Here is a 14,505-nt window from a genome sequence, read left to right on the forward strand (position 1 = left end):
TAGAACTTAGATAATGGAGAACAAAGATGACAACTGAACAAGAAAAAAGAATCTCTGAAGAAGAGTTTGAAACGATGTACCCCCGTGGCAAGTATGATTACATTCGCACTAAGCGCCTAGAAAAAGGACATTTAGGACAAACTGAAATCGATAGCTACGATATCAAAGACAAAACAACTGGTGAGACGGTCTTAAAAGCTACCTTTACCGATCACACCAATGTCAATGGATTACAATCGTTTAGATACTGGGAGATTTAAATGGTAGGTTGTTTTTTACCCATGTCTTAATGATTTAATCAGGTCCGTGATGTTTTGCTGCTGCTGCGTCAGAAACGCCTCCAGCCCCATTTTCCCCGTCGCGATGTCATCCAGCATCTGCTCCCACAGCGCAGTGGTGCCCGGATCTTTCAGCGCTTCTGGCAGGGTGTCAATCAGTGTGCTGGCGGTATCCGTTGCCAGCAGAAAGCGACGTTGCTTAATCAGATAGCCGCGCTTAAGGAGCGTCTGGATGATCCCGGCCCGGGTGGCTTCGGTGCCAATACCGGCGTTCTCTTTCAGCCGTTGCTTCAGGCGTTCATCGCTGACAAAACGGGCGGCATTTTTCATCGCGGCAATCAGCGTCCCTTCCGTGTAGTGCTCCGGCGGCTGGGTCTGACGGGCGCGAACGTCCACCTGTTCCACCTCGCAGGTCTGTCCCTGTTGCAGGGCGGGAAGTGCCTGAGTTTCTTCCGGCGATTGGGTTGCCATCTCGCGCAAAAATAGTTGCCGCCAGCCGCTGACAATGACCACTGAGCCACGGGCAACCAGCGTTTCCCCGGCGCAGTTCAGGCGCAGGTCGGTTTTATCCACTTCATAGTCCGGTAAAAACTGCGCCAGAAAATGGCTGCGTACCAGGCCATAGACTTTGCGCTCGCTGTCGTTCATCTGCGTCAGATCTACCGTTTTACGGGTCGGGATGATGCCGTGGTGGGCGGTGATTTTGCTGTCGTCCCACAACCGGGAGTGCTGCTGCAAATTTAGCTGTGTGGCGAGGGGCTGGAGTGTGGCGTCGCTGGCTACCAGCGCGGCAAGCACCTGCGGCGCTTCAGCGTGCATGGAAAGCGGCAGATAGCCACAGTCGGTACGCGGATAGGTGGCGGCTTTATGGGTTTCATACAGGCGCTGGGCGATATCCAGCACCTCCTGCGCACCCATGCCCCACTGTTTTGAGCAGACCTGTTGCAGGGCGCTGAGGGTGAAGGCCAGCGGTGGCGGCGTTTTCTCCCGCCGGGTTGTCACGTCCATTACCAGCGCGGTTCCGGCCTGTTGCAGGTGCGCAGTGGCCTCGCGGGCGGCGGATTCGCGGATACAGCGGCCTTCGTCGTCGCAGTACGCTTTATCCGGCTGCCACTGCGCCAGAAAGGAACAACCCTCTGCATGCAGTCGGGCATCCACTCGCCACCAGGGGCGGGGCGTGAAGCGGGCGATTTCCCGGTCGCGCTCCACCACCAGGCGTAAGGTCGGCGTCTGCACCCGGCCCACGGAGAGCACGCCTTTGTGCCGCCGGTTCATCAGCGTGCAGGCGCGGGTCATGTTGATGCCGACCAGCCAGTCAGCGCGGGCGCGCGCCAGTCCAGCCAGATATAGCGGAAACGTACTGTCGCCGGGTCGCAGCGCAGCGAGCGCCTTGTGGATACTGGCCTCATCCAGCGCCGACAGCCACAGTCGCTGGACCGGACCGCGCCAGCGGCATTGTTCCAGAATTTCGCGGGCGATTGTTTCGCCTTCGCGATCGGCGTCGGTGGCGATCACCACCGCATCAGCCTGTTTCAGTAGCTTCTCGATGATGCGAAACTGCTTGCGTACCTCCGGGCGGATCACCAGCCGCCATGCCGGGGGAATTAACGGCAGATGCTCTGCCCGCCAGTGTTTCAGCGCCGGATCGTAATCCTCCGGCGCGGCCATGCTCAGCAGATGGCCGAAGCACCAGGTGACGGTTACGGTGGCGTTATGCAGGTAGCCATCGCTGCGGTTGTGGGCGTCAAGAACGCGGGCAATATCGCGCGCCTGAGAGGGTTTTTCGCACAGGTAAAGTTGCATGGGCTGTCTCCGGTGAAAGGGAGTTCAGCATGGTGTGCCGGAGGGATAAGGTGACAGGGGAAACTGGAGGGCGAAGGTAAAAATTGCACCTTAAAACGTGCATTAAGCGGATAGTGCCTGTTTTTAGGTGCATGAGGTGAGTTTAAAATTTTCGCTAAAGTGACACTCAGGGTTTAACTTTGCACAAAATTTTAAACCAGCGTGGTTAACGGCCGTATCCGCCGTAGCATAAACATCACCACTGAAAGCTGCGTATTCAGGACCTGCCGCCGCCATTCGAGCACCATCAGCGCGTCGCGCAGTTCATCGCTCGCGTCCGGCTGTTGAATGGCTTCCTGCAACGCCACGCCTCCCGAACGGTTGTTGTCCAGATTACGCCAGCGTAGATAGCTGACGCCGGATCGCGCCGGGTTGCTGCACAGGATCAGCGGTACGTTACGCCCCGGCAATTCATATACCGCCTGTTTTAGCACCGGCTGGCATTGTTGCAGTTGTGCACGCAGCGTCTGTAATTCCTGCACCAGCGCTCGCAGCTCTCCCTTACCCTTAAAGGCCTTTAAAAGGCCCTTTAGCGAGCTTTTGCGGGCGGAGCGTTCATCATCATCGTCATTGAACATCGCGCTGTATCTCCGCAAGAATCTTTTTGGGCAAATTCCCGAGCTTATGCGCCATCGTCTGCGCCAGCGGACTGTTCGCCCGCACGTCAGCGCGGGTCACGCCAGTGGTGCGAAAGCGGTTTACGAAGCTGAACACCTGAAGCATCAGGCGTGGAATCGTGGCAATGAAATCGCGCTTTTCCGCCTGGGTGATAAGGCCGAGATGCCAGGCAAGCAGAGTGCGGCGGACCAGCAGATCGTAATCAATCAACTGTTGCAGCAGGCGCGAACCGGGCGGTGAGAACAGCGCCAGCGGCAGGATGAATTCGGTCGGGGACGGGTTACTGACCTGCGTGGTGTGGATAGCGTCCGGCAGGCTGGCGAAAGCCTGGTCCAGCCGACGGTTTTTTTGCTTCAGCAGGTGCGCGATCAGGTTCAGGCGGATGCGCAGTTGCTTCAGCCAGTGGGCGGCCCACGGATCGTCGGCCTCTTCGGCGCGCAGCAGACGCCTGAGTAACGCCAGACAGAGCAGCATTCCGGTGGGATGCGCCTGCCAAAGCCGGGCGGCGACGCGGGTGTGCAGGGTGATGCGGATATCGCTGAACAGGGTTGTGCCAGGCATCGGAAATTCTCCATGGATTCAGATGCCCGCAGTGTCGGTCCGCGCAATGAGCCAGGCGACAGGAAACCCATCTGGTTCACAGAAAGTTAATTTCGCCGATGAATGAGGTTTGATTGATAGCTGGTACACCGGCTTTATGCGGTGCGCATAAAATCGGGGCTATCTGCGCCTGCGCCGAAGCTGATTGAACTCGCCCCGTCTGGCCTTCTCCAGCGTAGCCAGAAGATAGGCTAGGGGGCGGTGGATATCGTGGGCGGCGATCCGCCACAGGCAGTCGTCCAGCACCTGCTGGCAGAGAGCAGGATCCAGATTACGCATCGCGCGTTCGGCGGCGCGGCGCTCGCTGGCGCTGAAGGGATTATCCACAGGCCAGTGCAGCAGTTGTGTACGCTTTTGATGTTTATTGTTTAAATCTGTACCAGTATGTATGCAATGCGGCTCCGGCTGCCCGCCAGCTCCTGCCACATCACTGAGTCTTAATTGAAGACTCGGGCATTTTTTACTGAGTCCTCGATTAAGACCAGGGGCGGTCCTCAATGGAGACTCAGTGCAGGTTCGTCCACCGTCCACAGGTTGTTGCAGGGTGAGCAGCAATCCGATGGCGATGTTGCGGATACGCCGGTTGCGGTGGCGGGAGCAGGCGGTGAGCAGCGCCAGATATTCGCTGTCCATCCGACAGGCATCGGCATGATTCAGCGGTGCATCATGCAGGGCGTAGAGGTTGCCGGTGATCCTGCCGCTTTCTTCGTCGCGCAGCCGCTGGCACAGGCTCAGCCAGCGGGTGATCCGCAGCATCATCAGCGCGTTGCTGACGGTACTGCGCGAGGCCTTCTCGCCTTCAGGCTGGTCGGAGAGCCAGCCCTGTAGTTCGTTGTAGGAGGGAAAGACGCCGCTGCCGTCGTCGCGGGCATGCAGGCGCAGCAGTTGCCACGCGAACTTGTCGCGCGGGGAGAGGTTGCGCGCCAGCAGCAGGCGCTTCGGCACGCTCTGCTGCGGGTTGCCGAGAAACAGCAGCCGATCGTCACTCTTCATGCAGCAGCTTCTCCTGAGTCCACTGGCGCAGCAGGTTCCAGATGACCGTCAGCGACAGATCGTGTTCGCGGGCCATTGCCATCATGGCGGTCAGCGCTTCGGGTGAGTCGAGCTTGTTCACGCCTGTCTTCTGCCACTCATTCCACACCAGCGTCTCCACCTGCTCATCCGGAGCATTGTTGCGCCCTTGCCGGACAAACAGGCCAATCAGCCGCCGCCGGGCGCAGACCTCCGGTGTGGAAAGGCCAAAGTAGTGGTTGATGAACTCGATGGACGCGCCCAGCGACAGGGCTTCCTCCAGACGCTGCTGGAACAGCCGCTCCTGCTCCATCCTCGCCAGCATCCGGCCCAGCATCTCGTGGTCAATGTGGGTGGTGATGAACTGCACCGCGCTGTTGCTGAGAAACAGGATGTCGTCGGCGGTGAGGCGCGTCAGCTCGCACAGCTCCTGCGGGCTGAAGCCGAGCGATTCGCAATAGCGGATCTGCCCCTCCTTCAGCGCCTGGACGATGTGGGTGAGCACCGCCTGGTTAACTGAGGGCGTCATGGCGAACCTCCCTCAGCCGCCGCTGGCGGCACAGGCTGATAAGCTGCATCAGTTGCTGGATCTGAGCGTTGTCGTAGTCCGGCGACAACAGCAATTCGAGGGCGGGCATCGGTGCGCTGGTGTCGCCATTCAGGGCAGCCAGCACCTGATAGCAGCGCTGTGCCGCCGGGTGGGGAAAATCGTGGCAGGGCGCGAGGGTGAAACCGGCCGGAGCGCTGTCGTCCGGCTGGATACAGGCGTCCAGTCCCCAGCAGGCACACAGCGACCGTGCCGTATGCACCAGCGGTGAGGGCTTTGGCTCATCGGGCGCGGCGGGCTCATTAGGTGGCTCAGGCTCTGGTAGTGGTGCTTTTTCCACTTCCGGTGGTGGCGGCCAGAGGACCTTTTCGACCGGGGGCCCCAGCAGAGCCTGCCGCTTGCTCTGTCCATCGGTCAGTTCCGCTAGTAACGTATTCCAGCTCATGCCGCTGCGACAGCTCATCTCGCCGAGCAGTTCGTCCTGCACCAGTTGCGGTACTACGGCTTCCGGCTCGCCGTTGAAGGTGGCGAGGGCGGTGCTGAACAGGTCGGTAAATTCGGGCTGGCGTTCCATCGGCATCAGCTTTACCCAGACCTGTTCCGCCGCGCTGCGTAGTGACAGCAGGCGATCGATAACCTTTCGGGTAAGGCCGCCATACAGCGCGTTAGGGATGCAGGGCAGCAGCCAGTCGACGGTCTGTAGCATCCGGCTGATTTGCGACTGGCTGACGGGATAGCCGTCGCGGGTGAGTTGCTCCGCCAGCGCCAGCTGCGTCGGGCATTCAATACCTGCCTCGAGGTAAAGATCGCGCAGGTGCAGGACCCCTTCCGCCCGTTCGATAAACATCAATCCGTTATGCAGGTCGCTTTCGGCCAGATGGCCGATCAGGCACTGGACTTCGCCCTGCTGTGGTGACAGCGTTTCCGGCCACGGTCTGAATGGCCAGCAGACGCGATGGTAACGCTCATCCTGCGTCTCCTGCCACAGTTCATTGAGAATGGCGAGGCGCGTATTCCCGCCGCTGGCGAGCATATATTTTTCATCACCGGGGCGGCGGGTTAACACCGGCGGGTTATCCAGCCCGCGGGCGAGAATTGACGCTTTCAGTACGTCATAGCCGGGGTTGCGGGTGACGCGGGGATTGAGGGAAAACGGCTGGATTTGCTCCAGACTGACCTGGACCATCTCCTGTTCTCCGGTATTGCTGACGCCGTGAAGCCAGCGGTTGAGCAGGTGTGAAGCGCACATAATCTTCCTCCGGCATTCAGACATCGCGGGTAAGCCGGATGCGCTGGTGGATCCACGCGTCCACCTCGCTTTCCAGCCATGCGACGTGGCGGCTGTTGAGTCGAATGGATGGCGGAAACTGTTGCAGCTGGATTTGCCGGTAAATCCACGATTTACCGAAGCCGATTTTGTCTTCCACCTGGCGTAAGCGTAAAAATCTGTCGCTATTCATAACCATTCCTCCTGTGTCCAGATTCGTTCACATCAGCACGATGGGCGTGGTTATCAAAGCAGCAGCGTCCCTGCCAGGCAGTAAAAATCCTTATCTGGGTTAGTGAGAGTTGTTAGTTGAAAGGGTTAGTTGATCGCGTTACGGCGGTGCGCCGCGCTGGAGTGCGGTTTTCAACGTCTCGGGACTCAACGGCAGGTGCATACCATCCTCACGCGCCCAGCATTCGAAAATGTTCAACAGTTTGTAGGGATGGTCCAGCAATTCATCATCCAGTTGTGGGTTGTGCTTGCAGGCCAGCCACAGCAAACGGGAGAGCGCTGAGGTGATCCGCTCCTTTGATTCCGGCTGATGACGGGTCAGGAAGGCTTCGAGATGCGTGCGGCGGATGACGAACAGTGCGTCAGGAGGTAGCGTGTCCTGCAGGTAGCAGACGGACAGACTGAGCCGGGATTTCAGGTCATTGCGGCCATTGCCATACAACTGACCAATCAGCAGATGTAACTCTTCCTGAAGGTTGTTTTGCGTGGCGAGCAGTTCCAGTAAAAGCTCCCGCAACGATTTGCGGCAACAGAGTTGGTAGTAGCTGTCGTTCTCATCGCAGACCACAATGCCAATCTGATTGCAGCAGTGGGTATCATTGGGGCAAGGGCGATTCAACGTTTTCGCCAGTTGCTGGTGGAGCAGCAGGCGTTCAAGGCCGATTAACGGCAAATTCCACAGATGGCTGGTGGTCAGTTGCAAAGTCGGGTCGCGTCTGCATGGTGGAGAGTTCGCCATCACTTTGCGGTTGCCGGGTTTATTGCACTGAGAAGGTGGAAAGGGCGGCTTGCTGAATCGGCAGGCAAAGCGGCAAGGAGGATTGAGTGGTCTCAGAAGTACGGGAGAAGGGAAGTAGACCGAGAGAGGCAGATCGCCGTGCAGAGCATGGCGGATCAGGTCGGCGGGCAGCAACGTGATGTTGTGCTGCCGGATGACTTCTGCGGCCTCATCCAGCGTCAGCCACTCCTGGCGGATTTTGTGTAGGGGCATGGCGTGTTCCTTTTTGTGTTTTGAGTGCGTACGAAAGTAATTGTAAATAGCCATAAATTATAGGTTGTGTTGTTTTGTTCTTATAAAACAATTGGTTATGTATTTTCTGTTTGTAGATAAAACTGTTGGATAGCTTGACAATGAGAAAGATACGAGAATAATGAATCCCATAGAAAGATAATGGGATGTATACATCGCAACACATTAAATCTAAAAGGAAAAAAGAATGCCAAAACTCACATTTGAATATCCCGCAATAAAAATCAAACAAAATGAAATGTGTAGTGATGTTGTGTTGTTTGGTGCTTCTGCTTATGAGATTCATCAATGGGCAGGCGTTCCACAAAAAAAATCATTTGAAGATATAGAAACAGTTGGTTTTCAGCGTGTTGACAATAGAGCAAGATTAAATGAACTGAAAAAATTTTATCTGAATCAGAAAAATGTAGTTCAAAATACACTTATTTGTGCAATAAGAGATATAGCTGGGTGTAAGGTTAGCTTCAAGGGTAAGGATAGCAATGATTGTGCTGGGACTTTAAAAATTGAATTTCCTAGCTTTTATGATATGCCTATAATCGATTTGTTTGGCATCTTAAGACAGTCTCTTGAAAATCGGTTAAATGGTAAAGTAAAAATTTCAATTTCGGAAGAAGATAAGCAGGAACTTAAGAAACAACTATCAATTCTGAATGAAGCGAAAATAGATGACCAAGAAGATAAACATCCGCTAGATGATTTAGAAAGTGAGAATATTGAAGAAATAAAAGAGTCCGAACAGGATTCTTTGATTTTTGATGAATCACATATCGCTGATTTTATTAAAGAAATAGCTTTACGTCACGAAATTCTGAAAGAAAACCCTGACTTATATATAGAGCGGGACGAATTTTTAGGATTTAAAAAAGATTCTCTTATTTCGTTTATTCTTCCTGTTTCATTAGTTGATGGACAGCATAGATTGTTAGGTGCTATTGGTGAAATAAATACCAGATTGGAAACGGGTGAGTTCGATGATGAGTTATCAGTATCTTTGAATAATGGTACCGATGCTACAATGGCTAATACTGAAATTTTGAAAAAACATACACGAGTTTTGCCAGTTTCGTTATTAATGTCAGATAGTCCATCTGAACAAGTATTTCAGTTTGTTGTTATTAACCAGAAAGCTACACCAATTGAACGCTCATTGCTAGGAACTATAGTATCAACAACATTAACTAATGATGAAATGGAAGTTGTATCTCAGCGCTTAATGGATTCTGGTATCAAGCTCGAAGAAGCTCGTGCTATAACATGGATAGCTAAAAACCCAGTCAGCCCATTTTCAAACCTTGTAGAGCGTGGTGTAAACAGCGATTCTAAAGATATGTTGCAATGGTCTGTTATGGGGAAAATCATAAATATTTTTAAAGAGTTGAGAGGCGGGGTTTTATTTGGTGAAAGGAACGACTACGCTAAAATTTGGCAAGAAAAATACCTTTCCACATCTGGGGTTGTTTCTGAGTTTGATGATAATGTATTTTCATCAGCATATGATTATTGGCGTTCTCTCGAAGGGCCTTGGAGAGAATTATTTGTTTGTTTTTGGAACAAAGTTAGCGATAAACTCGCTCAACGTGAAAATAAAGATAGGAAAAATTTTTGGGGAGCACCTCGAGAATCTAATATTTTTAACAAAATATCTTTAATGATCCTGTCTTCAGATTTTTTCCAATTTCTTGTTGAAACGCGAACTGGGATTGACTCTAAAGAGCATCTAGAGTCTTTAGTTGATGAATGGTTACAGGATATTAAACCAGCATATTTTGATCGTGATTGGGAATTATCTGGTGTTAAAAAAGACTCAAAAGGAATCAGAGACCGATGGGCTCAGCTGTGGTCTGATTATAGAAAAAATCCATCAGTTTTACCTCAAATTAGAATGTATCGTAACCCTAAAAAGACTGACTGACTTATGGAAAGAGACTTCAATTTTGTCATCAATAGTATATTAAACATACAAAAAGCATGGTGTAATGATACGCAAAATGAGTTGTCTCATATGTCTTTTCCGGATCCAATGCTTGGATTCAGAAGAGATCTTTTAAAAGGCGATATGTATCGAGAATGGGGGCGTTGGTTTATTGAGCAATTTATTGATGTAAAATACCTATCGAGTAATGTGACTTATCCTGAAATATTTTATGATGTCTTTCGCATTATTGATACAATATGTGGATGGACTTATGACCGAACTGATAAGATGGAAGTGTCGGGTATAATATCAAGATATGTTTTGCAAAGGGTAAAAATCATCACTGAGAGTAATAAACGAAGGAGAGTTTCTTTATCAGAACGACGTGAATTATTGGATCTTCTTGGTGAAAAACCTCGTTGCTGGTTGACTGGCATGCCTTTTTCACCTGAGGCTATTGCTATTTTTTTAGGTGAGCGCGATGTCAAAATAAAATTGCCTGATTATGTAGATAAATATATGCCAATTGGTTTGGTTGAACGAGATCTAAAAATAGAAGTAGATCATCTCTATCCTTTTGCATTAGGAGGCGATGATTCTATCGAAAACTTTAGATTAATTTGCGGGTGGGCCAATATGGTGAAAAGTTCGCAGGTATCAATGTATGGTCGAGGAACCAAATATACTAAATCTATACGGCCTTATCAAAGTATTGATAATTATTATTGGGCTATAAGGACATTAGGGTTAAAGAGAAAATGTGAATGTGATGGGTGTAAAAATAATTTGGAAAATTCACAGTTAACAATATCGTCATTTCATGGTGTTGGAAAAATAATAAATCCTATAAGTATGAAAATCATGTGCTACGAACATGCTTATGAAAATGACCGTTTTGTTTTGCGCACGGATTTTGAGCTTTAATGATCAGTAAATTTTATAATTTAACTCAAAAGGCACATATTATATATGTGCCTTTTTTGGTATATAATTACATTTCTATTATGTCATCAATGCTATTGACTTTATTTATCATATATGAAATGCCACGGTGCAAGTGAATTTTGAATAGATAATTTATATCTATATTTTCATGATGTTCATTATAATCATCATGAATTCGTTGTTTTAATATCGCTAAATATATTTCTGATTGATCACCAGAAAACGTTTTCCATGTCATTTCAATTGAGCTATCGGTGATAATATCCTCATGCGGAGGAACGGCTTTCTCAGCAAGAGATAGGCAAAATGCCCAACGACACAGTACATTCCAATTTTCGATGCCAGTTCGTCGTTTTAGAGTGATCAGCTGCTGTTTTGCTTTTTCGGAAAGTCTTACATGCTCGATACTCATAATGCACTCTCCAGATATCCATTTGAAAAATATGAAGATTTCTCTGTTTCATTATAGACAATATTATATTCTTGAGCTATGAATGGCTTCAATTTGGAATAGTATTGACCATAAATCTCTTCATCCGTAGATAAAAGAATAACTTGTGAGGCAGCATTTGGAAAATATTTCTCTATCAGGCGAGTTCTGTGTTCTCCATCTAGTCTTCCCATAGGAGTATCAATTATTGTTGGTAATTCTTTTCCCGAACTATCGGCTAATCCCCAGAGAATAGCTATGGCGAGTAATTGTCTCTCTCCGGCAGAAAGGCGATCTGCTGGGATTTCTAGTCTACCCGAGGTATACAAAGTCATAGAATAATCAGTCGGACTAATTTCTATCCTATTCACTAAACTTTCTTTTCTTTTCAATTGATCAAACTTTGATTTTATTTTTTTCTCAAGCTTGCTAATATTTTCACTTACAAGTTGTTTATTAAAGGATATAATTATTTCTTTTAATGTATCAATATGATTAATAATTTGACTCTGTCTTTTCTGCTCGAAATGGGCCGAGTTGCTACTAATTAAAAGAGTATTATACTCAGCTTCATTGCTTTTTATCTCGTTATCTATTTCTTCTAATAAAACCAATAACATTTCTTTTTCTTTTCTGACTGAGCGTAATTTTTCTTCTTGTTTTGCATGTTCTGAAAATAAGCCTTTTACTGATTCAAAGGTTGGGATTGTATTTATTTTTCGATCTATTAAAATAATTTCTTCTTCTATCTTTTTCTTTACTAAAAGTAGGTTGACTGCAGAATTTTTGTCTTGATGAATTCGGCTATTTAAATCAAAAAAATACAGAGGATCGGTGTTTATATAACAATCTACCGTATGTTTTTCCTTTTCGATGATTTGTGCTTCATCAAATTTCATTTTTAGATCAGACAGTTCGACACTATCAACTTTATCAGAAAGCATATTTAAGAGTTGTTCTTTCTGTTTCTGTAAAAGTGATTCAGCATCATTAAATATTCTATAATTTTTTTCAAGCAAAGCCTGTTTTTCTGCTTTAATAGCTACATGTTGTACTAATCCTAAAGGCAGTACTCCAGAGGCTAATTTTAATAATTCATGTTTAACCACGAAAAGTTTTTGTTCTAATTCTTTTTTTTCTTTTTCAAAAGATGTTTTTAATTCTAACTTGTCAGCACCGCTAGACTGTAACTTTTCTTGGAGAAACGACAAGTTTTCATCTTCATCTTTCTCTTTCTCCTCTAGAATGTCTATCTGAGAAGTTAACTGGTTTTTCTGTTCGTTTAATGACGCTATTTTTGTTTTTATTTCATCTACACTGGCAGCATCTTCTTTTTTAAGTAGTTTTTCTTGTTTTTTCTTTTGTAATTCGTTTAAATCACTCGATAGAGTTGAAAGTAGTTCTAGCCCTAATAAAGCTTCTATTCCCGTTTTAAGTAATTCGGCAGAACGCTTAGGATCTGCTAAATTTTCTATTTTTTCTCCATCAAAGAAAAATAACTCTGATATTGACTGCGGGATAAATTCGTTGACAAATTCCTCCCAATGTTCACTGATCAATTGATCATACTTGCCATTAAAATGAACAGCGATATTTTCTTTACATTCTTTATTCCCATCTTTTTTCCAGGATCTCTTAATTTCATATATTTGAGGGGTCTTTTTGTTATCTCCATGACGAAACCGTAAAGTGATGCTCGCAGATCTGTCTGTAGAAAATGAATTAATGTTTTTTTCAAGATAGGTTAGGTAACCTAACCGCCCTCTGTTGGAACATTTCGCAAATTTTCCATATAGTGCCAACTGGAGAGCATCAAGGAAAGTAGTTTTCCCTGCGCCATTAAGAGCACCTATCAATATAATTGGTTTTTTATGATCAGGACTATCAAGGGAGATAGTATGATGTCCTTGATATATTCCAAAGTTATAAAGCCTTATTTCTTCAAAAATCATAATTGTATCTCTTGAACATCAATTTGTTCTAATTGCAAATAATCATAGTTAATGAGAGATTTCTCTATTTTTTCTATTTCCCATTGTAGTTTGTTTCTCTCATCGTCATTTATATTTTTATCTTCAATCTTATAGATGTTCTCATTTAATCGTTTTTCAAGTGCGAATTTTCGAGCTTCTGAAATATCATTAAAGGCAGTTTTGTCTAAAGCTGATTCTAACTCTTTATAAAGTGTCGAACGTCGTAGAAGATGTTTGTGCTTGTCTGCAATCGTAAGTAATTCACGGACCTGTTCATATTTCAAACCATCAGTATCATCAAATTCAGCACATTTTTCTTTTAATTTTTGCATAATGTTACGGTTCAACAATGGATGATTTTTACCTTTACTACCTGGATAAGGTTTATTCATCACTGACTGGTAAATTGTAGGTACGCTATCCTCAACTTCATTTTTGCTTTCTACCCACAATTCTCTGATAGCTTCCAGATCATCAATTGTGAGAAGCTCCAATTCTTTCACTTCTTCAGGGCCCAGAGCTTGAACTTGAAGTTGAGCCTCCAGTACTTTACGTAACATATGTTCACGGAAAGCCTGTCGATAAGGTCCTCGAACCAAGTCTGCGCCATATTCATTAATATGAACTGTTAAGCTTCCATTCATTCGCCTAAAATCGCGACGGTCTTTATCTGCTTGTATTTTTTTAGATTTTTTGTCTTTGTTTGAATCATTTATGTCGATCTCGTTACGTAGTGCAAGAAGTGGATACATCCACTCTTTTTCACTATCGTTCTGAATCATTGCCGACATTGACTTATCTTCTCCTACCATCGTGCAGACATAACATCCAAAACGGCTATCACCGCAGCTTGGAGTTGATTTGTCGACGACTAAGGGGCATTCCCCGTCTTCCGTTGCACCTTGATACATAGTTAGTAGTTCTTGGTTTCTAAAACCCCAAGGATTTTTTACTTGCATCAAAAATTGCCATACATCGTCGTTGCTCCAGTCAGCAATTGGGGTATATACCCAGACTCTGTCTAGTTCCTTATTAACAGACAAACCAGCAGCACGTCGGGTGTTATCTGCACGATTTTCGTAGACTTCCATTGTTGTTGCACGAGCTGTACTCTCTGCTTTACGTGTCCCTAGAACCAAAATTGCTTCGCCATTATTCTGGACAACGCTTTTAATGAAGTTGTTTGATGGACTAATTTTTAAGCGATCTGTACACCATCTGAACTTATAACGTGGAGCAGGGTAACCTCTACCGATTAAGTTCACCCAAAATCGATCGTTTACTGCTGGTGTCAAACGGTGAGGTATCAATGGAATTTTTTGCTCCTCTACAGCTCTTTCCATCTGTTTGAGAGAGCGGGTTACCCACAAAGCAACAATAGGGTTTTCGACTAACGTATCAGTGCTGATGACATGCACCTGCTTATGAGCCTTATTGTCAAGAGCGAGCTCTGAAAGCGCCTGCCAGACTAGCTGAAGAATTGCTGTTGAGTCTTTGCCCCCGCTATAGCCGATAACCCAAGGGATGTCATCACTCAAGTAGAGGTCCTTTGTTTGCTGTACTAGCCTGACAACAGTCTCTCTGAATCCAAGATCGTCAAAGGCTGAGCGGGTTGATTGATGATTCTGTACTGTCATTTTCTACCTTTGGTTAGTCTGAGAGCTTGAAGCGCTACTTGAGCAACAACTACAACATCCACAATTGGCGTACCACTATGTAAACCACGAGAGCAACCTCTAACTTTACAACCTATGATGGATTTTGTCTCTTAAATGCGATATCGGGAGGAATCGTACTATTTTTGGCGGAGAAACG

At 47.1% G+C, this 14,505-nt stretch carries 14 protein-coding genes; 3 read left to right on the forward strand and 11 right to left on the reverse strand.

Translation table 11 applies throughout. The annotated features are described in order from the left end of the window. Positions 1 to 26 precede the first annotated feature (26 nt). Positions 27 to 260 (forward strand): hypothetical protein, encoded by a 234-nt coding sequence (locus FDW96_RS01120; protein WP_212732842.1) that lies wholly within the window; start codon positions 27 to 29, stop codon positions 258 to 260. Positions 261 to 275: 15 nt separating this feature from the next. Here the strand turns inward: FDW96_RS01120 and FDW96_RS01125 are convergent, their stop codons facing one another. The 8 genes from FDW96_RS01125 to FDW96_RS01160 form a co-directional block, all read right to left on the reverse strand. Further along, positions 276 to 2,081: a DNA topoisomerase III gene (locus FDW96_RS01125; RefSeq protein ID WP_137365099.1), complete on the reverse strand. Its 1,806-nt coding sequence runs from the start codon at positions 2,079 to 2,081 to the stop codon at positions 276 to 278. Positions 2,082 to 2,272: 191 nt separating this feature from the next. Continuing rightward, the gene (locus FDW96_RS01130) at positions 2,273 to 2,698 is read right to left on the reverse strand and encodes a DUF3158 family protein (RefSeq protein WP_061382803.1); all 426 of its coding nucleotides are present in this window, start codon (positions 2,696 to 2,698) and stop codon (positions 2,273 to 2,275) included. Continuing rightward, positions 2,688 to 3,299: a PFL_4669 family integrating conjugative element protein gene (locus FDW96_RS01135; RefSeq protein ID WP_061382804.1), complete on the reverse strand. Its 612-nt coding sequence runs from the start codon at positions 3,297 to 3,299 to the stop codon at positions 2,688 to 2,690. The genes FDW96_RS01130 and FDW96_RS01135 overlap by 11 nt, the downstream gene beginning before the upstream one ends. A gap of 159 nt (positions 3,300 to 3,458) precedes the next feature. Then, entirely contained in the window at positions 3,459 to 4,331 is an 873-nt protein-coding gene (locus tag FDW96_RS01140) for an STY4528 family pathogenicity island replication protein (protein ID WP_045292282.1), read from the reverse strand. Continuing rightward, a complete protein-coding gene (locus FDW96_RS01145; RefSeq protein WP_032670637.1) occupies positions 4,321 to 4,878 on the reverse strand; it encodes a DUF2857 domain-containing protein in 558 nt (185 codons plus the stop codon). Before FDW96_RS01145 ends, FDW96_RS01140 begins: the two co-directional genes overlap by 11 nt. After that, the gene (locus FDW96_RS01150) at positions 4,862 to 6,145 is read right to left on the reverse strand and encodes a ParB family protein (RefSeq protein WP_032670635.1); all 1,284 of its coding nucleotides are present in this window, start codon (positions 6,143 to 6,145) and stop codon (positions 4,862 to 4,864) included. The genes FDW96_RS01145 and FDW96_RS01150 overlap by 17 nt, the downstream gene beginning before the upstream one ends. A 16-nt stretch (positions 6,146 to 6,161) precedes the next feature. Next, positions 6,162 to 6,356, reverse strand: coding sequence for an AlpA family transcriptional regulator (locus FDW96_RS01155; RefSeq protein ID WP_001561320.1), 195 nt, complete (start codon positions 6,354 to 6,356; stop codon positions 6,162 to 6,164). 138 nt (positions 6,357 to 6,494) lie between these two features. Continuing rightward, positions 6,495 to 7,385 carry a hypothetical protein gene (locus tag FDW96_RS01160; RefSeq protein WP_137365100.1) on the reverse strand — a complete coding sequence of 297 codons (891 nt, stop codon included), beginning with the start codon at positions 7,383 to 7,385 and terminating at the stop codon, positions 6,495 to 6,497. A gap of 226 nt (positions 7,386 to 7,611) precedes the next feature. Between FDW96_RS01160 and FDW96_RS01165 the strand changes: the two genes are divergently transcribed. Further along, positions 7,612 to 9,339 carry a hypothetical protein gene (locus tag FDW96_RS01165; RefSeq protein WP_137365101.1) on the forward strand — a complete coding sequence of 576 codons (1,728 nt, stop codon included), beginning with the start codon at positions 7,612 to 7,614 and terminating at the stop codon, positions 9,337 to 9,339. A 3-nt stretch (positions 9,340 to 9,342) separates the two neighbouring features. Continuing rightward, entirely contained in the window at positions 9,343 to 10,266 is a 924-nt protein-coding gene (locus tag FDW96_RS01170) for an HNH endonuclease domain-containing protein (protein ID WP_252362844.1), read from the forward strand. Between the two features lie 67 nt (positions 10,267 to 10,333). Here FDW96_RS01170 and dndE read toward each other — a convergent pair whose 3' ends face one another. The 3 genes from dndE to dndC are packed head-to-tail and all read right to left on the reverse strand — an operon-like array spanning position 10,334 to position 14,327. Beyond that, the gene (gene dndE, locus FDW96_RS01175) at positions 10,334 to 10,699 is read right to left on the reverse strand and encodes a DNA sulfur modification protein DndE (RefSeq protein ID WP_111771465.1); all 366 of its coding nucleotides are present in this window, start codon (positions 10,697 to 10,699) and stop codon (positions 10,334 to 10,336) included. Continuing rightward, positions 10,696 to 12,669, reverse strand: coding sequence for a DNA sulfur modification protein DndD (gene dndD / locus FDW96_RS01180; RefSeq protein WP_137365102.1), 1,974 nt, complete (start codon positions 12,667 to 12,669; stop codon positions 10,696 to 10,698). The genes dndE and dndD overlap by 4 nt, the downstream gene beginning before the upstream one ends. Next, positions 12,666 to 14,327 carry a DNA phosphorothioation system sulfurtransferase DndC gene (gene dndC / locus FDW96_RS01185; RefSeq protein ID WP_137365103.1) on the reverse strand — a complete coding sequence of 554 codons (1,662 nt, stop codon included), beginning with the start codon at positions 14,325 to 14,327 and terminating at the stop codon, positions 12,666 to 12,668. The genes dndD and dndC overlap by 4 nt, the downstream gene beginning before the upstream one ends. Between the last annotated feature and the right edge of the window lie 178 nt (positions 14,328 to 14,505).

The sequence above is a fragment of the Citrobacter sp. TBCS-15 genome, assembly GCF_005280815.1.
Lineage (GTDB): Bacteria > Pseudomonadota > Gammaproteobacteria > Enterobacterales > Enterobacteriaceae > Citrobacter > Citrobacter werkmanii.